The sequence below is a fragment of the Streptomyces sp. x-19 genome, assembly GCF_046549115.1.
Lineage (GTDB): Bacteria > Actinomycetota > Actinomycetes > Streptomycetales > Streptomycetaceae > Streptomyces > Streptomyces albulus_C.
Window position 1 is genome coordinate 45,828 of the sequence record NZ_JAJPWK010000008.1, and the last position, 19,571, is coordinate 65,398.

The window sequence follows — 19,571 nt, forward strand, 5'->3', positions numbered from 1 at the left end:
CTTGGAAGCGGCCGGACAGTTACCTACCGTTCTATGGTCACCAATGGTAACCATCCGGAGGAGCCATCATGCCCGTAGCCGCCACACACCACCTGCGCCGCATCGTGACGAACGGCGTCCAACTCAACGTCGCCATCGCGGGGGACGGACCTGCGGTCCTCCTGCTGCACGGCTTCCCGCACACCTGGCAACTCTGGAGCGGCATCATGGGCCGACTGGCCGGGCGGTACCGGGTCATCGCCCCGGACCTGCGAGGCTTCGGTGCCAGCGCACGTGCCGTCGAGGGTTACGACGCAGGCACCCTCGCCGCCGACGCCGAAGGGCTGCTCGACGCGCTGGGCGAGCCCTCGGCAGCGGTGGTCGGCATCGACGCGGGCACCGCCCCCGCCGTCCTGCTCGCGCTGCGCCGGCCCGGCCTTGTCCGGCGCCTGGTCGTGATGGAAGCACTGCTCGGCCGTCTACCCGGAGCAGAGCACGTCGTCGCGGGCGGCGCCCCGTGGTGGTTCGGCTTCCACGCCGTCCCCGGCCTCGCTGAGACCGTCCTGGCCGGCAACGAGGCCCAGTACATCGACTGGTTCCTCGACTCGGGGACGCTCGGGCGAGGAGTACCCGACGACGTTCGTGCAGCCTTCGTCCACGCGTACACCGGGAGCGAGGCCCTTCGCTGCGCGTTCTCCTACTACCGGGCCCTGCCCACCAGCGCGCAGCAGATCCAGGACGCCGTCGCGACGGCTCGGCTGACCATGCCCACCATGGCCGTCGGCTCCCACCCCGTCGGCACCGGGCTCGAACGCCAACTCCGTCCCATCACCGATGACCTGGTCGGACACCAACTCCAAGACTGCGGCCACATCATCCCCCTCGACCGCCCCGACGCATTGTTCGCGCTCCTTGCTCCCTTCCTCTCCGCCGATCTACCGAAGTGACCGGAGCGGGGCCGAAGAATCACGGTCGGCGGTTCGGGCGTTCGTCCCAGCGCTCAGGCTTACGCAGAGCTGGTGCGGAACTTCGTGCGCGCCAACCTCACCCTGGGGCAGCAGGCCCCCCGCTATCAACGCCACGGTGTCCCCGGCGGGGCCTTGACCGTCACGGACACCACGCAGACGTCACCCCGGCCGCTGCCCTACCCGAGTGTCGCTTGGTGGTGGACCGTCTGAGACCAGCGGTCGTATCAGGGCCGATCGATGGTCTCAGACGGAATGAGGTTGCAGCGGCGGGTCGTTCATCGCGTCCTCGGCGGGGGCTTCGCCCTGGTCGTCCGTGATTCTCATGACGCTGAGGCCGTGGGACTGGCCGCAGCGTCTGACCCGCGGCGCGGACCGGGAACATCGTCGTTGCCGCCGGCCGCGCGGCCGCTGCTCCGGAACGCGCTACGACGACTGCCTGCCAGGCGCGGACTCGTTCGCACTCCCACTCACGGGCCCACGCGCCCTGGCCGCCACCGCCCGATGCAACTGCGCGGCGCCGCCCGCCGGGCCGCGTCCGACGTACCCTCCGTGCCGGGCACGCCGAACAGCACATGCACCGCGCCGCCCAGCCGGGCCCGAGCGTCCCGGCCGAGCGACCACGGATCACCTGCGGACCGCTCCGGGAACCCACAGGCGCTGCATGTCCGATCCTCCTGTTCTCACTTCTGCTCCTGCTCCTGCTCCTGCTCCTGCTCCTGCTCCTGAGGTCAGGCTCGGCGTCCGCCGTCGACCGACAGGGTGGTGCCGGTGATGTAGGCAGACTCGTCTGAGCACAGCCAGATCGCGGCGTCGGCGATCTCGTCCGGGGTGGCGAGGCGGCCGAGCGGGGTGAGCGCTTCGTGCTGGGCGATCATGCCGGTGCCCTCGGCGACCTGCTCCAGTTTGGCGGTGCGGGTCATTCCGGGAGCGAGGGCGTTGACACGGATGCCGTCAGGGGCGTAGTCGACGGCGGCGGCCTTCGTCAGCCCGATGACACCGTGCTTGCCGGCCACGTACGCGGGAGAGCGCGGGATGGCGTACAGGCCGCCGCCGGAGGCGATGTTGACGATCGCCCCGCCTCCGGCCCGGCGCAGCTCCGGGATCTCGTGCTTGACGCAGAAGAACGTGCCGGTCAGGTTGATCCGCAGCACGCGCTCCCACTCCGGTGCCGTCATCTCGGTCAGTTCCTGGCCACTGGAGGCGACGCCGGCGTTGTTGACCGCCAGGTCCAGCCGTCCGAACGCCGTTACGGTCGTGCGGATCGCCGAGCGGACGGAGTCCTCGTCGGCGATGTCGACCGGGACGGCGATCGTGCGGCCGCCTGCCGCGGTGATCGCTTCGGCGGTCTCGTGCGCTGCGGCCTCGTCCAGGTCGAGGACCGCCACCGCTGCGCCGCGGCGGGCGAGACCGGACGCGATGGCGCGTCCGATCCCGCTGCCGGACCCGGTGACCAGGCCGACCTTGCCGGTGAAGTCGCTCACGCGAGCGTCTCGTGGTTCGCCCATGCCGCCTTGTACGGGTAGCGGGCCCGCCAGGTGTCGAACACCTCGTCGACTTCCGGCGAGGCGAAGAGGGTCCCCAGCGCCTCCAGGTCGGCGACGCCGAGTTGGATGACGACGGTGGCGATGAACGCCGGGATCTGCTCCTCGCCGGGTACTCGGATGTGGCGCCGCGCGGCGAACGTCAGGAGCGAGCCGGTGTTCTTCGCTGCCGTTTCGACATCCGTCAGGTACTGGTCCAGGTCGGTGTCGGGAATCGGTTCGGTGAACTGAACGAACAGTGTGTGGTTGATCATGCCCCCATGTGACCACCGAATTGTCGGTCGCGTCCAAGACCCGTCACGCCTCGTTCGATAACCTATGAGAATGGATCTGTTGGAGATCAGAGAGCTGCGATACTTCGTCGCCGTCGCCGAGGAACTGCACTTCGGCCGCGCTGCCGCCAGACTCTCCATCGCGCAGCCCGCCCTGTCGAAGTCCATCCAGCGCATCGAGTCACGGCTCCGCGTGCAGTTGTTCGACCGCACCAGCCGCAGCGTCGCGCTGACATCGGCGGGCGCCGCTCTGCTGGAACACGGCCGGCACGCTCTGAACGCGATGACGATCGCCGTGCAGAACGCACAGCGGGCTGCCGGCGACGAACCGCTCAGGTTCGTCATCAAACCCGGCGGGGACGCGAACCTGCTCTCCGGAATCCTCGCCGCCTACGCTCAGCACCCCTGCGCCCGGCAGGTCGACATCCTCTTCAGCGGTGCCGCCGACCGGACCGACCATCTCCACGACGGACGCGCCGATGTGGCCCTGCTCTACGCCCCCTTCGACGACCTCACGGGGTTCGCCGCAGAGACGCTCCACGTCGAGGACCGCGTGGCCGTCCTCCCGGAAGGGCACCGGCTCGCCGCCCGCGACAGCATCGCCCTGGCCGAACTCGACGGCGAGGTCTTCCCCCGGTGGCCGGGTGTTCCCGACGCCGGGAACGGCCCCGAGATCGCCGATGGCGCCGCACTCGTGGCGCTGGTCAGGATCGGACGTGCCGTCGCCGTCGTGCCCCGCTCGCTCATCACGCCGGCACCCCCGGGCATCGTGTGTGTACCCGTCCCTGACGCAGGCCCGAGCCGGATCGTCATCGCCCGTCGCGAACACGACCACCGCAACCACGTCACCGCGCTCGTCACCGCCGCCGCGTCACTGCGACAGAAGTGACCAGCCGCAGCAGCCGACTTGGGCGAGCCACTCGGCCTGGCGAGAGGACGGGGCGACCGCATCACCGATCTCGGGCTGGACGGGCCAACCGCCTCGGCTTCTGAGCCCGGCTCGGCCGGCTGCGCCGCTACGGCAGATCCCGGCGCATCAGGTCGGCGTAGGTCTCGCGGCGTACCACGGCGCGGTGCGCGCCGTCGCGGACGAAGACCACCGGCGGGCGACGCGCGCCGTTGTAGTTGTTGCTCAGCGCATAGGTGTAGGCGCCGGTGACCGGCACGGCGATCAGGTCCCCGACCCGCGGGTCCTCCAGCGGGACGCCGGCACTGAGGATGTCGCCCGACTCGCAGTGCCGGCCCACCAGGCGGCACAGCTCGCCCCCGCCGGTCGGGCGGCCGGCGACGGCGGCCTCGAAGCGCTGCTGGTACAGGGAGACTTCGAGGTTGTCGCCCATGCCGCCGTCGACGGCGACGAAGGTGTGGCCTCCGTCGCGCTTGACGGAGACGACCCGGTACAGCGAGACGCCGGACTCGGCGACCATCGAGCGGCCCGGCTCGATGAGGATGCGGGCGTCAGCGGGCAGCAGGCGTCGGGCGACGTCGGTGACGGCGTCGAGGTACGCCTCCACCGCGGGCGGTCGGTCGGCGTAGGTGTAGCGGGAGCCGAGGCCGCCGCCCACGTCGTAGACGGCGAAATCGCCGAGTTCGGCGACCGCCTCGACGGCCTGCGCGAAGGGTTCGAGGTCCATGATCTGCGACCCGACGTGCACGTGGACGCCGTCCAGCCGCAGCCGGTCGCCGCCGCGCAGCCGCGCGATCGCCGCCCGGGCCTGCGGCAGGGGCAGCCCGAACTTGGAGCCGTTCTGGCCGGTGGACACGGCCTCGTGGGTGTCGGGGCAGATGCCGGGGGTGACCCGAACCAGTACTCCCTGCTCCGCCGCGGTGTCGGCGAGGATCTTCTCCAGCCGGTCGATGTCGTCGAAGTTGTCGACGACGACCGTCCCGGCGCCGGCCTCGACGGCGAGGCGCAGCTCCTCCTCGGTCTTGGCGTTGCCGTGGACGACCAGGCCGGCCGGGTCCGCGCCTGCGGCGAGGGCGAGGGTCAGCTCGCCGCCGCCGGCCACGTCGATGCCGAGGCCCTCCTCCGCGAGCAGCCGCATGACGGCGGTGCAGGGGAACGCCTTGGAGGCGAAGACGGCGCGGGAGTTCGGCCAACGGGCGGCCAGGCCGTCGGCGTACCGGCGGGCGCGGGCGCGGACCGACGCCTCGTCGAGGATCAGCGCGGGAGTGCCGTAGGACTCGGCGAGTTCGGCCGCCGGTACGCCGCCGATCACCAGTCTGCCGCTCCCGTCCCGGGTGGTCCCGGGCGGGAACAGCCCCAGCAGTTCCCGGCCTGCCTGCGTCTGCGTCGTTGCCATCCGCGCTCCTTGTGCCACTGATCCGTCCCGCTCTCCTGCCATCGTCCCGCTACGGTCACTCCGGATCCTCGTTGACATCGTCAATACGGGTCTCCCAGACTTGACGCCCACAACAATCCTGCGAGTCGGGGGTGCACATGCGGGAGTCCGGCGCTCGGGGGCACCTGCCCGTCCGTCAGCTCGTGGACAACATCGGCCCGGCGCTGCTGCGCCTGGTCCAGGAGGGGACCGGCAGCGGCGGGCCGCTCACCGACATCGCCATCCATGCCCCGGGTGCGCCGGCACAGCTCGGCCCCGGGTGCGTGGTGCTGGGGGTGGGCGTGACCACGGAGGCCGAGCTGCGCGAGCTGACCGCGGCCATGTCGCAGGCTGGTGCGGAGGTGCTGGCGGTGAAGGCCCCCGTGCCGCCGTCGGCCGACGACAAGCCGGCGATCATCGAGGTCAACCAGGGCGCGTCCTGGATGCACGTGGCGACGACTGTCCGTGAGCAGTTGCTTGAGTACGCGAGGACGCGCGTGCGCTCGGCCGGCAGCGGCGCGGAGCTGTTCGCCCTGGCGAACGCGGTTTATGAGGCCGTCGGCGCCCCGGTCACCATCGAGGACCGCTTCTCCGCGCTGGTCGCCTGGTCGGAGGGGCAGGACCGGACCGACTCCGAGCGGATCGAGAGCATCCTGGGGCGGGCCGTGCACCAGCGGACGCTCGCCGAACAGCGCGAGCGTCAGGAGTTCGAGCGGCTCCATGCCAGCACCGAACCGGTGTACATGGAGGCGACCGGGGCGGATCAGCTGGCCAGGGTGGCCATCGCGGTCCGGGCCGGTTCGGACGTCCTCGGCTACATCTGGGCCGCCGTCACCGGTCCGCTCGACGAGGCGGCCACAGCCCGGCTGCGCGAATTCGCGCCGGTGGTCGCGCTGCAGTTGGTCGGCCTGCGCACGGAGACCAGCTACGCGCGCCGCCAGCGCGGCGAGCTGGCCGCCGCGGTACTCGGCGGGGCGGCCGATCCGGTGGAGGCGAGCCGGCTGCAGCTGGGCTCCGGCCCGGTCTGCGTCCTGGCCGCGGCCCCGCGGCTGGCCGGCCGCACAGGATCAGACGCGTCGGGCTCCGACGCGCTGGACGCCGCCGGGCTACGCCGGTTCGCGGACACGCTGGAGTACTTCCTGGCTGCCGTGCACCCCCGTTCAGCCCTGGTGGCGGGCACCGGAGTGGTGTACGTACTGGCCGGCTGGCCTGCGGAACACGCCACGGCTCTGGAGTCGGCCGCCGCCCTGGCCCGCGACTTCCTCGCGCGGACCCCACTGGCCGGTGACTACGTGGTCGCCGTCGGCGGCCCGGCCGAATCGACGGGCCGGATCGCCGACGTGCGGGCGCAGGCGGACGCCGCGCTGCGGGCGCTGCGGCATCCGGCCGTCCGCGGACCGGCCGTACGCACCGTGGAGGACATGGCGCTGGCGGTTCTGCTGCTGCACCTCGCCGACGCGACGGAGTCGCTCGGCCTGCCGGACGCCTGCGGCGCGCTGCACCGACTGCGCCAGGAAGAGGGCCAGGACGGTCCGCTGGCGGCGACCCTGGCCGCCTATCTCGCCGCCGCGGGAGCCACCGACACCGCGGCGGAGGCCCTGCACATCCACCCCAACACCATGCGCTACCGGCTGCGCCGTATCCGCGAGGTCTCCGGGCTGGACTTCGCCGATGCCGACGCCATGCTGCTCGTGCACCTTCAGCTCCGGGTGCGCGAGCTGCGGACAGGCGCTTCCCAAGGCTCCGGCTGATCCCGGAACGAGCGCGTGTAGCGGCACCCGTCCAGGTCGACCCAGAGCACCGCGCCGTCCAGGGCGGGGCCGGACGTCAGGCGCTCCGGCAGCCGGGGGTCGGCTCCGATGCGGAACGTCCCGTCGTCGAGCGGGACGAGTTCCGGTTCGTCGCAGGGCGCTTCCACGCCGGTCGCGGCGATCATGTGCAGTCGTCCCGCCCGCTGCACGATGCTGAAGCTGGGATACCAGGGGGTGTAGCTCCGGTAGTGACCTGCGAGTGCGTGCGGCGGAGCAGTCGGCGTGGAGGGGCTGGGGCCCAGTGACTCGGGTCCGTAGAGCCAGCGTCCGTCCAGAGAGTGGTGGTAGGCGGACCATCCTGGGTGATCGCACACCAGCCGCCCGTCCCCCGCGTCGTACAGCCTGCCGGTCACCCCTTCCGAGGTGAGCGAGAGACGGTCGTCCCGCGTGGCCTCGACGCGGATCTGACGCGGCGTCGTGCCGTGGATCCCGACGTGGCGCTGGGCGTCGGGGATCCGCTCCGGGTCGAACAGCGCCGGGTCCGCCGGGGCTCCCTGGACGACGGCGAGTAGATGTCGGGCGAAGCGGTCGATGATCTGGCACTCGCCGGGTGCGTTGGTCAGCACGGCGACACCGTGCCCGCCGTCGGTGTCGACGGCGAGGTACGAGCGGTAGCCGACCATCCCGCCGGCGTGCGTCAGCCAGGTGCGGCCGTGGATCACTTCCACGTCCACGCCGAGCGCGTAGCCCGAACTGGCCGTGCCCGCAGGCACCGTGACGATCTGTCGGAACGACTCCGGCCCGATGATCCTGGTGCCGTCCAGGGTGCCCCGGCCCAGCAGCATGCGGGCGAACAGCCCCAGATCGGAAGCGGTTGCCAGCACGTTCCCATCGGCCGCGGAATACTCGAAGAAGCCGGCCGGCGCGAGCGGGGCCGACGGCAGCGGCGGGCGGTCGTCGCGCAGGAACCGGTATCCGGTGGCGAGTTCGGCGATGTCCTCGTGAGTGATCCGCGCCGCCGAGTCGCGCATGCCCAGGGGCCGCAGCAGCCGTTCGGCCATGGCGTCCGCCAGCGATTCCCCCGTCACCTGCTCGACGATCAACCCCAGCAGGTTGTAGCCCTCGTTGGAGTAGTGGAACAGCTCACCTGGTTCGGCCCAGGTCCTCGCATCGCGCAGCGCGTAGCCGCGTGCGGCGGCATCGGGCAGTGCGTCGGCCCCGGCCAGCAGGCCGGAGGTGTGCTGCAGGAGGTGCCGGACGGTGATCGCGCGGGAGCCGTCGTTCGGGGCGAACCAGGGCAGGTGGTCGGCGACCGCCGCGTCGAGGTCCACCTTCCCCTCGTCCGCCAGTATGCCGAGCAGGAAGGCGGTGAAGGTCTTGCTGACGGAACCGATCTCGAACCGCGTGTGACGGGAGACCGGCGCCCCGGACTCCGCGTTCGCGAAGCCTGCGGTGACGCACGCGGACTCGCCGGTCGCATCGACGACGCTGATCGCGATTCCCGGCACCGGCCACCAGGTCCGCAACCGCTCCGCAAGCCCGGAGAGCACCCGTTGCACATCCATCAGACGCCCGCCTTCCGCGAACCGAATCCCGCGAACCGGTCCGGACCCAGCTCGACCTGGGAGGAGTCGATCTCCGCGTCCGGCCGGTCGCCTTTGACGAACCGTCGGCACAGCGGGTACAGCAGCACGGCCAGCAGCGCCACCGCGAGACTCGTGGCGAACGTCGCGGCCTCGTTGACGGCCGTACTCCACGCCAGGTACATGATCATCGCGGTGGGCAGCGCGACGACCAGGACCGCGCCTGGCCAGCCGCCGGGGACCCGAACCGGCCGGAGCATCTGTGGATACCTCCAGCGGAGGACCAGGAAGGCCACGAATTCCAGCAGGATCGAGGCCAGGGTGAGCAGCACCGTGGCCCGCAGGATCGAGCTGAAGTCGACGGCAGAGAGCACGACGACGACGGTGGTGCTCGTCAGCAGCGCACCCACCGGCGTGTTGAACCGTCTGCTGTCCCGGGCCATCCAGCGCGGCAGGTACGCGTCCGCGGCGAGCGCCCGCGGGACCCGGGTGCTCGTCAGCAGGATCGCCATGAACAGGCCCACCAGGGAGAGCATCGATCCCAGGGAGATCAGCACCTTCAGCCAGATTCCGCCCAGGGCGTCGCCGGCCACGATGAAGTCGCCCTGGACCCAGTCGGCGGGCGAACCCCGGTGCAGCCCGCTGCCGATGGCGGCGATGGTGGGCAGCAGGTAGGCGGCGATGATCAGCGGGACCGAGATGACCAGGGCCCGGGTGTAGGTCCGGTGTGCGTCGGCGACCTCGCCCAGCACGGTGCTCGGGCCGTCGAAGCCGAGGTACAGCCACACGATCACGCTGAGCGCGCCGGCCACCGACGACTGGACGCTCTCCCCCGGCACCATGAAGGGCGAGAGCACGTTGATCCCGTTGCCGACCGCATGCCAGATGCCGAGGACCGTCAGCACCGCGAACGGTGCGAGGATCAGCAGCATCATCCCGACCGAGTACCCGCTCACCGCCTTGGAGCCGCGGTAGTTCAGGTACGCCATCGGGACGATGAGGGCGACGGTGACGATCCAGTGCAGGTCCACGACGAAACCGCCGTGGAACAGGTCCACGATCACCAGCCTCTTCCCACGGGCGATGTCCGGGACCCAGGTGGCCAGGTAGTCGACCAGCAGGAACGGGTAGAGGGCGAGGTTCAGCACCGACCCGATCGAATTCCAGGCCCCGAACACGAATGCCGCACCTCTGCCGAGCGCGATCTTCGTCCAGTAGTAGTAGCCGCCGTCGACCGGTATCGCGGCACTCAACTCCGCTGCCACCAGCGCGTTCGGCACGCCGAAGACCACCGGCACCAGGACGATCATCAGCAGGGTCATGCCCAGACCGGCGTTGGAGAGTGAGGCTTCGAGCCCGAAGGGGCCTCCGGACACCGTGAAGAAGAAGATTCCGACCAGGGGCAGCACGCCGAGCCTGCGTCTGCCCGCCCCGGGCGCCGACCGTGTGATTTCCGACGGGATCAGTTCGGTCATCCTGGGCTCCATTCTCCGTTCGGGCCTGGTCGGCACAACGTACGGGGCGTCACCGGGGCCGTTCTCGTCGTGCGCGCCAAAGCCGCGGCCCGTCGGTTGTCGCTGCCACCAACGCCGGGCCGATCCACCCGGAACACGACGAAGCCCCGGGCGACGAGGTCACCCGGAGCTTGTGACAGGACTGAGGTGTGGGGTCGGGTCACCAACCTCGCCACCGGCGGCGGGGCCCCTCTCCGTTGGGAGTATGTCCGGCGACCAGTGCCGGCTGGGCGCGTGGTGATCACAACCAGCCGTTGGCCTCCGCGAGCCGGGCCGCCTCGGCGCGGGTGCGGGCCTGCGTCTTGCCGATCGCCGACGACAGGTGATTGCGCACGGTGCCCTGGGACAGCCGCAGCGCCCTGGCGATGTCGGCCACGGTGCCGCCCTCGGCGGCGACGCGCAGCACATCCGCCTCGCGACCGGTCAGCGGGCTCGCGCCAGCGGCCAGTGCTTCCGCGGCGAGGGCCGGATCCACGAAGCGCAGGCCGGTGTGGACGCGGCGGATCGCGTCGACCAGTTGCTCGGGCGGCGAGTCCTTCACGACGTAGCCGGCCGCGCCCGCGGACATCGCCCGCCAGAAGTAGCCGGGGCGGCTGAAGGTCGTGCAGATGATGGTGCGGCAGCCGGGCAGGGCCCGTTGGAGGTCGGCGGCGACGGTCAGGCCGTCCCGGCCGGGCATCTGTACGTCGAGCAGCGCGATGTCGGGCGCGGTCCGCTGTGCGGCGGCCAGCACCTCGGTGCCGGTGCCGATTTCGGCGACCACGTCGATGTCGGGTTCGAGGCGGAGCACGGACGCGAGGGCGCCGCGGACGAGTGCCTGGTCGTCGGCCAGCAGGACGCGGATCATGTCGGCTCGGCTTCCTGCGACGGTGCGCGGTCGACCGCCGGGGCCGGCACACGGGCGACGACGCGGAACCCGCCGCCGGGGACAGGCCCGTGTTCGAGCGTGCCCGACACGGCGGCCAGCCGTTCGGTGAGGCCGGTGAGCCCGTTCCCGGCCCTGGCCTCGCGGGTGGAACTGCCGTTGTCGGTCACCTCGACCCAGTCGGGCCCGACGCGGACGGTGCACAGCTCGGCGTCGGAGTGCCGCAGCACGTTGGTGACCGCCTCCCGCACGACGTAGCCGAACACCTCACGCAGCTCGGCGCGCACGGCGTCGGTCGCGGCGGGCAGATCGGCCCGCACCCCGGCGGTACGCAACGCCACGCGGGCGCCGGCGAGTTCGCTGTCCAGCGACAGGGTGCGGTAGTCCGAAATGGTGGCCCGCACGTCGGACAGCGCCGTACGCGCCATGTGCTCAAGCTCGGTGATCTCGCCGACGGCGCGGGCCACGTCTCCGGAGGACTCCAGGATGCGCCGGGTCAGCCCCAGTTTGACGGTCATCGTGGAGAGGCTGTGGCCGAGGACGTCGTGCATGTCCCGGGCGACCCGTTCCCGTTCCTCGTTCACGGCCAGCCTCCTGACCTGCTCGCGCGCGGCCCGCAGGTGACCGATCGTGAAGTTGAGCGCGAAGACGGTGCCGAGTGCCGCGGTCACGCCGACGAGGAGGGCCACCTGCGCCCAGGCCACCTCGCCCTCGGCGAGACGCATCCAGGCGATCTGCCCCGACACCGTGACGAGGCCGAGCAGCAGCGCATGGCGCAGCGGCAGCAGCATGAGTCCGATCGAGAGGGCGTACGTCAGATTGGTCAAGTGGGACGGCGACGCGAGGAGCAGCGCCGGTGCCGACCCGAGCAGGAACAGCGCGGCGACGATGGCGATGCGCCCCCGGCGCAGTGCCGTCGGCCCGTACCAGGGCGCCAGGATGCAGCCGATGCCGTAGCAGGCGATGAGGCCGATCGCGAGCGAGGTGAGCAGGGGAGGCCGCGTGCCGTGTGCGACGTCCTCGGCTCGTGCGATCAGGGCGAGGGAGGCCAGCGCGATGGCTGCGGCGACGGTCATGCGGCCCCGGCCCCGAGCCCTGGGGCCGTCCGGCTGGTCCTTCCAGAAACTCCAGTCCGGCCACTGGCCGGCGGAGAACTCGTCCGGGCCGCGTGCGCCCATGTCGGTCATGTTACGGCCCGGATGCCCGCCGGAAGTACGAGCGACGGCCCCAGGGAGCGGTGTCTGCAACATGCGGGTAAGCATGGCCCGTCCATGACCCGCGCCCCCATGACAGATGGCATGGGTCCGACCGGCGGAACGATGGTGCGATGAGGGCATGTTGCACGCGAAGAGGATCCATCTGCCGAGCCAGCAGTACAGTCGGTGCGAACTGTGCAGTCGCTTTCAGGCGGTGCTGGCCGGTGCCGGGTTCTCGGGGAGGCGCCAGTTGCCGCCGCGGTCCTCCTTCGAGAGGCGCGCAGCGAGTTCGGGGATGTGGAGGAAGCAGGCCAGCGCGGTGGTGGCTTGGAAGGTGTCGATCCCGCGCTGGGTCATCGGCATGCCCAGGCGCAGCAGGCGCGGGTTGACTTCGCCCTGGATCTCGTCGACGAAGGGACGCAGCATGCGGTCGTAGTGCGCCAGTGCGGTCGGCAGGTCGCCCGGGTGTCGGTTGATCTCCCCGGCCAGGACGTGGGCGCCGACCAGGCCCCCGGAGGTTCCCATACCGCTGTAGGGGGAGGCGCAGTGCGCGGCGTCACCGGCCAGGACCACGCGGCCCTTGGACCAGGTGTCGGTGCGGACCTGGACGATCTCCTGGGAGTAGTAGAACGGGCTGGTCTTCATGCCCTCGATGAAGCGTTCGGTCTGCCATCCGGCGTCGCGGAACCTGTTCGCCCAGAACTCCTGCTGACGCTCGACGGGTTGCCGGTGGATCGCCGAGGCTTCCTCGGATTCTTCCCGTATGACGAAGTACACCTGGGTCTCGGTCGGGTTGTGGCTGCGGCGCATGATCTGACGGCCGCCCGGGACCATGTAGGTGTCCCGGATGTTGCTGTCGGACGCGATGCGCGGAACGAACCAGTAGGCCATGTGGATGCCCATCCGCCAGTACGGGTCGAGACCTTCCGGGAGAAGCGCTCGCCGGATGCGCGATCCCTGGCCGTCCGCGCCGATCAGGAGGTCGAATGCGCCGGACGACCCGTCGGAGAAATGTGTGACGACCTTGTCGGTGTCCTGCTCGAAGCCCTCCACGCTCTTGCCGAAAACGTACTCGGTGTCGTCCCTCGCCGCATCGTGCAGGATGCGCACCAGGTCCCCGCGCATGATCTCGAACTCGGACGTCAGGGTCTGCCGGCCCTTCCCGGAGGTGTTGGCCATGATCGTCGCCTTGGCCTTGCCGCGTGCGTCGATGAAGGCGACGCCCGCCTCGTCCACGAGCTTGCCTCGGACGGCGTCGAGAAGCCCCATTCGCTTGACGGCCTCGATGCCCTGCCCCCGCAGATCGACCTGGGCCCCGGCGGCCCGCAGCGCCGGGAAGCGTTCGACGACGGTCACCCGGTGGCCGCCCCGCGTGAGCCAGAAGGCCAGGGCCTGCCCCGCGATCCCACCACCGGCGACGAGAACCCGCAGGGGCTGCTTGCCCGGTCCCTTCGCCATGCCCGTCCCTCCAAAATCTATCAATGAAAGATTCCTTCCGAGAGTCATCTATCAGCGATAGATTGTCAACGTGACCAAGATGAACCGCGAGGCCGTCATCGCCGAGGCGCTCGTCCTGCTCGACGAGGTCGGGTTGGACGCCGTCAGCACGAGACGGCTGGCGAAGCGACTGAACGTGGAACAGCCGTCGCTCTACTGGTACTTCCGCACCAAGAAGGACCTCCTCGCCGCCATGGCTGAGGCGGCGATGGAACCCCATGCGACCGCGCCCCTGCCGACGCCCGGCGACGATTGGCACGACTGGTTCGCGGACAACACGCGCAGCTTCAGGCGCACCCTGCTGATGCACCGGGACGGCGCACGGCTCCACGCCGGCAGCACCCCCACCGGTGACCTCGACCGGATCCGCCGCAAGACGGATTTCCTCGTGGCTTCCGGCGTTCTTGAGTGGGATGCGCAGATGGCGATGCTGGCCGCCAGCCGCTTCACGGTGGGCAGCGTCCTGGAAGAGCAGGCAGACACCGGCCCCGGCGACAGCGCTGATCTACCGGTCGATGTGCCGGTGATCGACCACGAGTCGGCGTTCGAGGCGGGCCTCGCCTTCATCCTGAACGGCCTGGTGCGCCGTACCGAGATGTAGAGAGTCGACTGGTCCCGCGCGTCAGGCGCCAGATGGGTGGGGAGATCCACTGAGCGGGTGTGGGGTCACCCCGAGTCGCGGGTGGCCGTTTTCAACGAGCCCTATCACGCCGATGCCACCCGTCGGCCGCCACGCCCCACGAGCCGCGCAGCACGTCCACTTCGTCGACCACCGCCTCGTCCGGATCCCGTCCCGGTCCGCAACCGGGTCGGCGGGCCCGCACCCGTGTCGGGACTGTCAACCCGAAGCCCGTTCGCTCTCGCTCCGCCCCAGCGGGAAGGCCGGGACGCCGTCCCCCACGCCCCACGCCGCAGCCCGGTCCCACCAACGCGCCCGCCGACCGACCTCGGTGTGTGCGGCGGCCGCCGTGCATCGTGCTGAGCCACGCGGCGAGCATGCCCCGCCCCGACGGCACGGTCCACTACCCACCCCACCACCATCACCATCAGCACCAGGTCGGGGAACACACGGAGGGTTGTCAGGCACCCGAGCACGAACTCACCACGCTCACCACACCACGTCAACACCGGTGCGGATCCACACCCCATGGATTCGTAAAGCGTGCCGTAAGGCGTGTCATAGGGCGTGCTGTAGGGCGTGCTGTACCACGTCCCATAGGGCGTGACGCGACACGCCAGGGTCTGCCGCTCTGGATCACGCGGGGTGCGGTCCCACTCCACGCGTCAGGTGGAGCTCAACAGGTGGCTCGGCTCGTCCAGTTGTCGGACGAGCGCGGCGGGCCCCTGGAGGGCGTTGGTCATCGGCTCATGCGACGAGTTCGATACCGATGGCGAGCGCGCCGAGCGCCTCTTTCTCCGGGGGATAGATGCTCCGGATGTCGGCGAGCTGCTGCTCACGGCTGGCCATGGGGTTGATGTTCGCTGGCCCCTCACCGTCGAGCAGGGCCTCGAAGTCGTCGTATCGGGCGACTCGCGTCACGCGCGCTTCGCATGTCTCCCCGGTGCCCTTGATCCAGAAGCGGATCAGGTGGCCAGCCGCGAGGTCTTCGAGGTGCGGGTACCGGACGCGTACCTCGATGCTCTTCCGGCCAGCGGCGACGAGGTCGAAGTAGTGCCGGAACAAGTTCAGCTCGTGTACGGGGGTCGTGGTGTCGGTCATGATGCGGAGATGCTCCTTGTCGCAGGCGCGGTCATGGGGCGGCCGAGTTCGCCGGCCGCGTACGAACGGGAGAAGTGCCTCGGCTCGCTCAGCAGCACTTCGGCCGTGTGGAGCAGGCCCCGGCGTACTCGTGCAACGAGCCTGCCCACATGCGGGTGTCGAGCCTCCAGGCGTCGGCCCCATCCGCGAGGGTCACGACCGTCGCGGATCAGGGACCTGCTCGGCTTCGCGCCGGTGTCGGTGACGACCTGCGGGCAGAACAGCCGGGCGGGAAGCCGTCCGTTCACGCCCGGCCAGGCGGCCTGCATGTCGTAGTCGACGAGCGGTGAGCCGAACACCCAGTCGCCGCCCTTGACCATGACGTGGCCCGGCGGAGCATCGCTCACGACCTCGTGCGGTGCGTTGTCGAAGGCGCCGAAGTGCACGTTGACGGGCACCTCGAAGCGGTCGCGGACACGCGCCGCGGCGCCGAAGCTGAGGGACTGGACGAGCGAGGTACCCAGATGAGGGACGCCGCTGATCTGCGTGCCCACAACGAACGCGACGCCGACCGGGCACATCGCCGTGAAGCGCGGAGCAAGGTTTCCGTTCGGTGCAGCCACTCCAAACCGTACTCGTTCCGTTACGGAACGGGAGCGCGAACGGCCCCGCCCGTACGACGCGGGCGGGCCGTGTAGTCGCGGCTCATGCCGAACGGACCGCGTCCACCAACTCGGTCAGGCTCTGAACCTGCCAATCCGCGGCCTGCGCCTCGTCGCTGGTCGCCCAGAGATGCCCCAGCGGGCCGCGGCGCAGGTGCGCGGTGCGAAGCCCGGCGGCACGGGCTGGCCCGACATCGTTCTGTGGGTGGTCGCCCACGTACAGAACCTCGTCTGCCGACACCTCGGCCAGCTCTACCGTGCGTGCGAAGAACTCGGGGGCCGGCTTGGCAACGCCCCATTCCCCTGATGTGGCCAGCGCGTCCACCGGCAGGTCGAGAGCGCGCAGCAACTCCCCTGCCCTGGCCGTCTGGTTACCGGCCACCACTACGCGAACCCCGGACTGCTGGAGGGCACGCAGAGCGGGCCGGACATCGGGGTAGAGATCCGACTCGTCGAGGAACTCCCCATGGCCGGCCCGTTGCATCGCTGCCCGCTCGGCCTCGATGTCGATGCCGGGGCGCACCAGACGCAGTGCGTCTGCGTTGTCCCGTCCCTGCGCGACTACTGCACCCACCAGGGCGGACAGTGTGTGCCGGCCCACACCCAGCCAATCGGCCCACGCACCCCAACCACGGTCGTCGCGGATCAGGGTCTCCCCGACGTCGAATGCAACAGCTCGGATCATGCGGTCAGCCTACGGTGACGCCCCGGTCTCCATTGCCAGTGGCCAGGCGTACTATGCGCGCCGTGATGACCACCTGTGTCCCTGACGCCACGGCCGAGGCCAACGCGTGGATGCATGCGTTCATGGCCGCCCATGCGGGGCGTGCGCTCTGGCCCGGGGAACAAGCAGAGGACGAGGAGTTGCTCGCCATCTGGGCCAACTCCGTTCATCTCCATTCGACTCCGAACTGAACCGTCAAGACATCCCGCTCTGCCGAAGCAGGGTGGGGCGTCCTGACGAAGGGGCGTTCAGGCGCGGCACCGGTCCGGGACGAGGGCGGCAGGCTGCGATGTTGACGGCCCGGGACCCGGCGACGAGGGAACGCCGTCGAGGCGGCACACCAGCGCATCCGGATCGCTCGGCGGGGCATGGAGCCGTACCCGGCCGGGCGGGTCTGCCCGATCCGCCCGGAGCGCCAGGCCGGATCACGCAGACGGACCTCGTCCAGACCGATGTCGGGGACCAGATGCCACGCGGCGGTCGCGCCGCCCTCGCCCGGTGGTAGCCGCCTGGGCGCACCAGTTGCCCGCGCGGCACCTCTGCCGCTTCCCTAACTCGCGGCCCGGCGCCGGCGGTCGTGCCCGCGGGCGCCCCGGCCCGCAGCGTCGCGACGGCCGACAGCCGGAGCTGGACTCCAGCCGCGAGCGGTCGGTGTGAGGGCGGCACCCACCGAGTCGATCAGCCGGGCGGAAGCTGGAACAGGTCACGGACCCGGCCGATCAGGAGGGGGGCTCCCAGAACGGTGACGAGGCCGCCGGGCCCGACAAGTTCGGTGGCGTGGCGGACGGCGTCGGCGGTTTCCTGCCGTACGTGCAGTTCTCTGCGTGAGGTCAGGGCGCTGCGCATGTCGGTCGGGTCCGCTTCATTGGGGTGTCCGAGCCGGGTCAGTACCACCGGCCAGTCCGCCGGCAGTGGCTCGAGCATGGTTTCCACGTTCTTGTACTGGAGGGTGCCGAAGACGAGGGCGGTGCGCTCGGCGGCGCGGGACTCCCGCAGGATTTCCGAGACCACGGTGGCTGCACCCTGGTGGTTGTCCGCGACATCGAGCAGCAGGCGGCCGGTCCAGGAATCGAGGTGTGCCGGTGCCAGGAGTTCGAGGCGGCCGGGCCAGCGGGTCGCGGCAAGGCCACTGAGCAGTGCCTCTTCCGGGATGGCGCGGATCGATCCGCGTTCGGTCAGCGCGTCGATGCCGGCCACGGCGAGTGCCAGGTTGTGATGCTGGTGTTCGCCGCGGAGCGGACAGGTCAAGTCCCGGTGGACGGCGTGCGGGGTGGTCACTTCCAGTACGGTGCGCCCGTCGCTGACTGTGCGCGGCCGGCAGTGGACTTCTTGGTGGAGGCGCCAGACGGTCACGCCCGCGTGGTTGCTGAGGACGTCTTCCACGGCCTGTGCCGCCTCCTCCGGCATCTCGCCGAGCACCACGTGGTCGCCGTCCCGAACGATGCCGGCCTTGTTGCGTGCGATCTCGCCCAGGGTGTTGCCCAGCAGGTGCTGGTGGTCCAGTCCCACTCCGGTGATGACCTTCACTCCTGTGTCGAAGCAGTTGACCGCGGTGCGTCGGCCGCCGATGTTCGCTTCCAGGACGGCCAAGTCCACTCCCGAGAGGGCGAAATGGACTGCGGCTGCGGCGGCATGGACCGCTCCTGCGTTGACCACGAGCCCCGTACGCCTGAGGGCTTCATCGACCCTTTGGAACGCTCGGTGACATGCGGCGGGAGAGGCGGGCGTCCCGTTGATGCGGATGCGTTCGGTGACGCGCTGGAGGTGCGGGCTGGGCATACTTCCGGTCCGCAGTCCGTCCGCAGCCAACGCTGAGACGGCGAACGCACAGGTCGATCCCTTCCCGTTCGTGCCGGTGACGGTCATGCCTCGCAGGTGCCGTCCCGGGTCACCGAGGGCTTGGAGAAGCTGCGGCATCGCACCGGCGCCTGCCCCGTTGAACTGGTACCGACCGATGATCTCTTGACAGGCCAGGTCTTCCTCAGCTACCAACTGTGCCGCCTTTCCGCGAGATTGATGTGCAGGTGAAACGTGCGGAGCCCCTCTCCTGCCGTACGCAGGGAGGATCCGCCGCAGGGACCGCCATGGACGAGGCCCGTACCCGCGGCGCTCCCGCAGGCGGCAGCATCTCGTCAGGTGGTCGGAAGGAACGAGGCCAAGTCGCGCCAAGCGGCGCGTGGGAAGGCTCGGGGGTGCTCGGTGACAACGTGGACGGCGACGTGGTCGGCACCGGCCCGCAGATGACTGGTGACGTGGGCGGTAATCCGCTCGGTGTCCCCCCAGGCGACAAGCCTGTCGACGAGACGGTCTCTACCGCCGTGCTGGAGATCGGCTTCGGTGAAGCCGGAGTCGAGCCAGGTCCGGGTGAGGTTGGGCAGTGCCAGATAGGGCGCGAGCACGGTGCGCGCGGCTGCTCGGGCCGCGACCGGGTCGGTGAGCGGGACCACGGTCTGCACCGGCGCCAGCAGCGGGCCCGCACCCAACAGCGCACGGGCCCGCACGGTGTAGCTGGTGTCTACGAGATAGGGCTGGGTGCCGGCGGTCCGGGCGGCGGCAAGCTGCGTCATCCGCGGGCGGTGTGCGCCGATGAGCCGTGCGGAAGGCGGCGGACCGGTGCCGCCGGCGTCCAGAGCGTCGAGATAGCGGCGCATGGCGGTCAGCGGCTGCCGGTAGTGCGCGGTGAACGGGGCATGGCTGACCGCCAGGCCCGTGACCAGTCGGGCGCGGTCGGCGGCGGGCAGTGCGTCGTAGGCTGCGGCGAGCCGGTCCGGAGGGTGTGCCCAGATCGAGAGACAGGCGGTCCCTACCACCACCCGTCCAGTCGCCGCCAGCACTTCGGCCGCCGCAGCGAGATCCGGCTGCGGGTTGTGGCCGGGGGTGCCGCCCAGCCACAGCGTGCCGTACCCGAGTGCCTCCAACTCCGCTGCGGCCTCTCGCGCTTCGCCGCGGTCCCCGTGGGTCAGTCCCACGCTCCATACACCGATCCGTCCGAGCAGCAT

18 protein-coding genes are annotated in these 19,571 nt (G+C 70.6%); 5 read left to right on the forward strand and 13 right to left on the reverse strand.

What is annotated here, in order from left to right:
• Positions 1 to 68: 68 nt before the first annotated feature.
• Positions 69 to 926 (forward strand): alpha/beta fold hydrolase, encoded by an 858-nt coding sequence (locus tag ACLJT4_RS20685; RefSeq protein WP_411123871.1) that lies wholly within the window; start codon positions 69 to 71, stop codon positions 924 to 926.
• A gap of 749 nt (positions 927 to 1,675) precedes the next feature.
• Here ACLJT4_RS20685 and ACLJT4_RS20690 read toward each other — a convergent pair.
• Together ACLJT4_RS20690 and ACLJT4_RS20695 are read right to left on the reverse strand one after the other, a co-directional pair.
• Positions 1,676 to 2,428 (reverse strand): SDR family NAD(P)-dependent oxidoreductase, encoded by a 753-nt coding sequence (locus tag ACLJT4_RS20690; protein WP_411123873.1) that lies wholly within the window; start codon positions 2,426 to 2,428, stop codon positions 1,676 to 1,678.
• A complete protein-coding gene (locus ACLJT4_RS20695; RefSeq protein WP_411123875.1) occupies positions 2,425 to 2,742 on the reverse strand; it encodes a hypothetical protein in 318 nt (105 codons plus the stop codon). The genes ACLJT4_RS20690 and ACLJT4_RS20695 overlap by 4 nt, the downstream gene beginning before the upstream one ends.
• 70 nt (positions 2,743 to 2,812) lie before the next feature.
• Between ACLJT4_RS20695 and ACLJT4_RS20700 the strand changes: the two genes are divergently transcribed.
• The gene (locus ACLJT4_RS20700; protein WP_411123877.1) at positions 2,813 to 3,649 is read left to right on the forward strand and encodes a LysR family transcriptional regulator; all 837 of its coding nucleotides are present in this window, start codon (positions 2,813 to 2,815) and stop codon (positions 3,647 to 3,649) included.
• A 127-nt stretch (positions 3,650 to 3,776) separates the two neighbouring features.
• Here ACLJT4_RS20700 and lysA read toward each other — a convergent pair whose 3' ends face one another.
• The gene (gene lysA / locus ACLJT4_RS20705; protein ID WP_411123879.1) at positions 3,777 to 5,063 is read right to left on the reverse strand and encodes a diaminopimelate decarboxylase; all 1,287 of its coding nucleotides are present in this window, start codon (positions 5,061 to 5,063) and stop codon (positions 3,777 to 3,779) included.
• Positions 5,064 to 5,200: 137 nt separating this feature from the next.
• On the opposite strand from lysA, the gene ACLJT4_RS20710 reads away from it, so the two are divergent.
• Positions 5,201 to 6,832: a helix-turn-helix domain-containing protein gene (locus ACLJT4_RS20710; protein ID WP_411123881.1), complete on the forward strand. Its 1,632-nt coding sequence runs from the start codon at positions 5,201 to 5,203 to the stop codon at positions 6,830 to 6,832.
• On the opposite strand, the gene ACLJT4_RS20715 is transcribed toward ACLJT4_RS20710, so the two are convergent.
• The 5 genes from ACLJT4_RS20715 to ACLJT4_RS20735 all read right to left on the reverse strand — a co-directional run bounded on the left by ACLJT4_RS20715 (position 6,781) and on the right by ACLJT4_RS20735 (position 13,448).
• Positions 6,781 to 8,397, reverse strand: coding sequence for a serine hydrolase domain-containing protein (locus tag ACLJT4_RS20715; protein WP_411123883.1), 1,617 nt, complete (start codon positions 8,395 to 8,397; stop codon positions 6,781 to 6,783). The two genes, ACLJT4_RS20710 and ACLJT4_RS20715, sit on opposite strands and share 52 nt — an antisense overlap.
• A complete protein-coding gene (locus tag ACLJT4_RS20720) occupies positions 8,397 to 9,890 on the reverse strand; it encodes an APC family permease (RefSeq protein WP_411123885.1) in 1,494 nt (497 codons plus the stop codon). The genes ACLJT4_RS20715 and ACLJT4_RS20720 overlap by 1 nt, the downstream gene beginning before the upstream one ends.
• Positions 9,891 to 10,170: 280 nt before the next feature.
• Positions 10,171 to 10,776 carry a response regulator gene (locus ACLJT4_RS20725; RefSeq protein ID WP_411123887.1) on the reverse strand — a complete coding sequence of 202 codons (606 nt, stop codon included), beginning with the start codon at positions 10,774 to 10,776 and terminating at the stop codon, positions 10,171 to 10,173.
• Entirely contained in the window at positions 10,773 to 11,972 is a 1,200-nt protein-coding gene (locus tag ACLJT4_RS20730) for a sensor histidine kinase (RefSeq protein ID WP_411123889.1), read from the reverse strand. Before ACLJT4_RS20730 ends, ACLJT4_RS20725 begins: the two co-directional genes overlap by 4 nt.
• A 225-nt stretch (positions 11,973 to 12,197) precedes the next feature.
• Positions 12,198 to 13,448 carry an FAD-dependent monooxygenase gene (locus ACLJT4_RS20735; protein ID WP_411123891.1) on the reverse strand — a complete coding sequence of 417 codons (1,251 nt, stop codon included), beginning with the start codon at positions 13,446 to 13,448 and terminating at the stop codon, positions 12,198 to 12,200.
• Positions 13,449 to 13,527: 79 nt separating this feature from the next.
• Between ACLJT4_RS20735 and ACLJT4_RS20740 the strand changes: the two genes are divergently transcribed.
• A complete protein-coding gene (locus ACLJT4_RS20740; protein ID WP_411123893.1) occupies positions 13,528 to 14,088 on the forward strand; it encodes a TetR/AcrR family transcriptional regulator C-terminal domain-containing protein in 561 nt (186 codons plus the stop codon).
• 765 nt (positions 14,089 to 14,853) lie between these two features.
• Here the strand turns inward: ACLJT4_RS20740 and ACLJT4_RS20745 are convergent.
• The 3 genes from ACLJT4_RS20745 to ACLJT4_RS20755 all read right to left on the reverse strand — a co-directional run bounded on the left by ACLJT4_RS20745 (position 14,854) and on the right by ACLJT4_RS20755 (position 16,533).
• Positions 14,854 to 15,207, reverse strand: a complete 354-nt coding sequence (locus ACLJT4_RS20745) for an ASCH domain-containing protein (RefSeq protein ID WP_411123895.1) — start codon at positions 15,205 to 15,207, stop codon at positions 14,854 to 14,856.
• Positions 15,204 to 15,809: a hypothetical protein gene (locus ACLJT4_RS20750; protein WP_411123897.1), complete on the reverse strand. Its 606-nt coding sequence runs from the start codon at positions 15,807 to 15,809 to the stop codon at positions 15,204 to 15,206. Before ACLJT4_RS20750 ends, ACLJT4_RS20745 begins: the two co-directional genes overlap by 4 nt.
• An 82-nt stretch (positions 15,810 to 15,891) precedes the next feature.
• Positions 15,892 to 16,533: an HAD family hydrolase gene (locus ACLJT4_RS20755; RefSeq protein ID WP_411123899.1), complete on the reverse strand. Its 642-nt coding sequence runs from the start codon at positions 16,531 to 16,533 to the stop codon at positions 15,892 to 15,894.
• A 62-nt stretch (positions 16,534 to 16,595) separates the two neighbouring features.
• On the opposite strand from ACLJT4_RS20755, the gene ACLJT4_RS20760 reads away from it, so the two are divergent.
• A complete protein-coding gene (locus tag ACLJT4_RS20760; RefSeq protein WP_411123901.1) occupies positions 16,596 to 16,763 on the forward strand; it encodes a hypothetical protein in 168 nt (55 codons plus the stop codon).
• A 487-nt stretch (positions 16,764 to 17,250) separates the two neighbouring features.
• On the opposite strand, the gene ACLJT4_RS20765 is transcribed toward ACLJT4_RS20760, so the two are convergent.
• The gene (locus tag ACLJT4_RS20765; protein WP_411123903.1) at positions 17,251 to 18,489 is read right to left on the reverse strand and encodes a bifunctional folylpolyglutamate synthase/dihydrofolate synthase; all 1,239 of its coding nucleotides are present in this window, start codon (positions 18,487 to 18,489) and stop codon (positions 17,251 to 17,253) included.
• 215 nt (positions 18,490 to 18,704) lie between these two features.
• Positions 18,705 to 19,571 carry a TIGR03620 family F420-dependent LLM class oxidoreductase gene (locus tag ACLJT4_RS20770; RefSeq protein WP_411123905.1) on the reverse strand — a complete coding sequence of 289 codons (867 nt, stop codon included), beginning with the start codon at positions 19,569 to 19,571 and terminating at the stop codon, positions 18,705 to 18,707.

Bases quoted from the DNA above. Each gene is read 5' to 3' on its own strand.
- ACLJT4_RS20755 (WP_411123899.1), bottom strand. From the start codon at position 16,533: ATGATCCGAGCTGTTGCATTCGACGTCGGGGAGACCCTGATCCGCGAC.
- ACLJT4_RS20735 (WP_411123891.1), bottom strand. From the start codon at position 13,448: ATGGCGAAGGGACCGGGCAAGCAGCCCCTGCGGGTTCTCGTCGCCGGT.
- ACLJT4_RS20740 (WP_411123893.1), top strand. From the start codon at position 13,528: ATGAACCGCGAGGCCGTCATCGCCGAGGCGCTCGTCCTGCTCGACGAG.
- ACLJT4_RS20710 (WP_411123881.1), top strand. From the start codon at position 5,201: ATGCGGGAGTCCGGCGCTCGGGGGCACCTGCCCGTCCGTCAGCTCGTG.
- ACLJT4_RS20720 (WP_411123885.1), bottom strand. From the start codon at position 9,890: ATGACCGAACTGATCCCGTCGGAAATCACACGGTCGGCGCCCGGGGCG.
- ACLJT4_RS20770 (WP_411123905.1), bottom strand. From the start codon at position 19,571: ATGCTGCTCGGACGGATCGGTGTATGGAGCGTGGGACTGACCCACGGG.
- ACLJT4_RS20765 (WP_411123903.1), bottom strand. From the start codon at position 18,489: ATGCCGCAGCTTCTCCAAGCCCTCGGTGACCCGGGACGGCACCTGCGA.
- ACLJT4_RS20700 (WP_411123877.1), top strand. From the start codon at position 2,813: ATGGATCTGTTGGAGATCAGAGAGCTGCGATACTTCGTCGCCGTCGCC.
- ACLJT4_RS20745 (WP_411123895.1), bottom strand. From the start codon at position 15,207: ATGACCGACACCACGACCCCCGTACACGAGCTGAACTTGTTCCGGCAC.
- ACLJT4_RS20685 (WP_411123871.1), top strand. From the start codon at position 69: ATGCCCGTAGCCGCCACACACCACCTGCGCCGCATCGTGACGAACGGC.
- ACLJT4_RS20715 (WP_411123883.1), bottom strand. From the start codon at position 8,397: ATGGATGTGCAACGGGTGCTCTCCGGGCTTGCGGAGCGGTTGCGGACC.
- lysA (WP_411123879.1), bottom strand. From the start codon at position 5,063: ATGGCAACGACGCAGACGCAGGCAGGCCGGGAACTGCTGGGGCTGTTC.
- ACLJT4_RS20730 (WP_411123889.1), bottom strand. From the start codon at position 11,972: ATGGGCGCACGCGGCCCGGACGAGTTCTCCGCCGGCCAGTGGCCGGAC.
- ACLJT4_RS20725 (WP_411123887.1), bottom strand. From the start codon at position 10,776: ATGATCCGCGTCCTGCTGGCCGACGACCAGGCACTCGTCCGCGGCGCC.
- ACLJT4_RS20695 (WP_411123875.1), bottom strand. From the start codon at position 2,742: ATGATCAACCACACACTGTTCGTTCAGTTCACCGAACCGATTCCCGAC.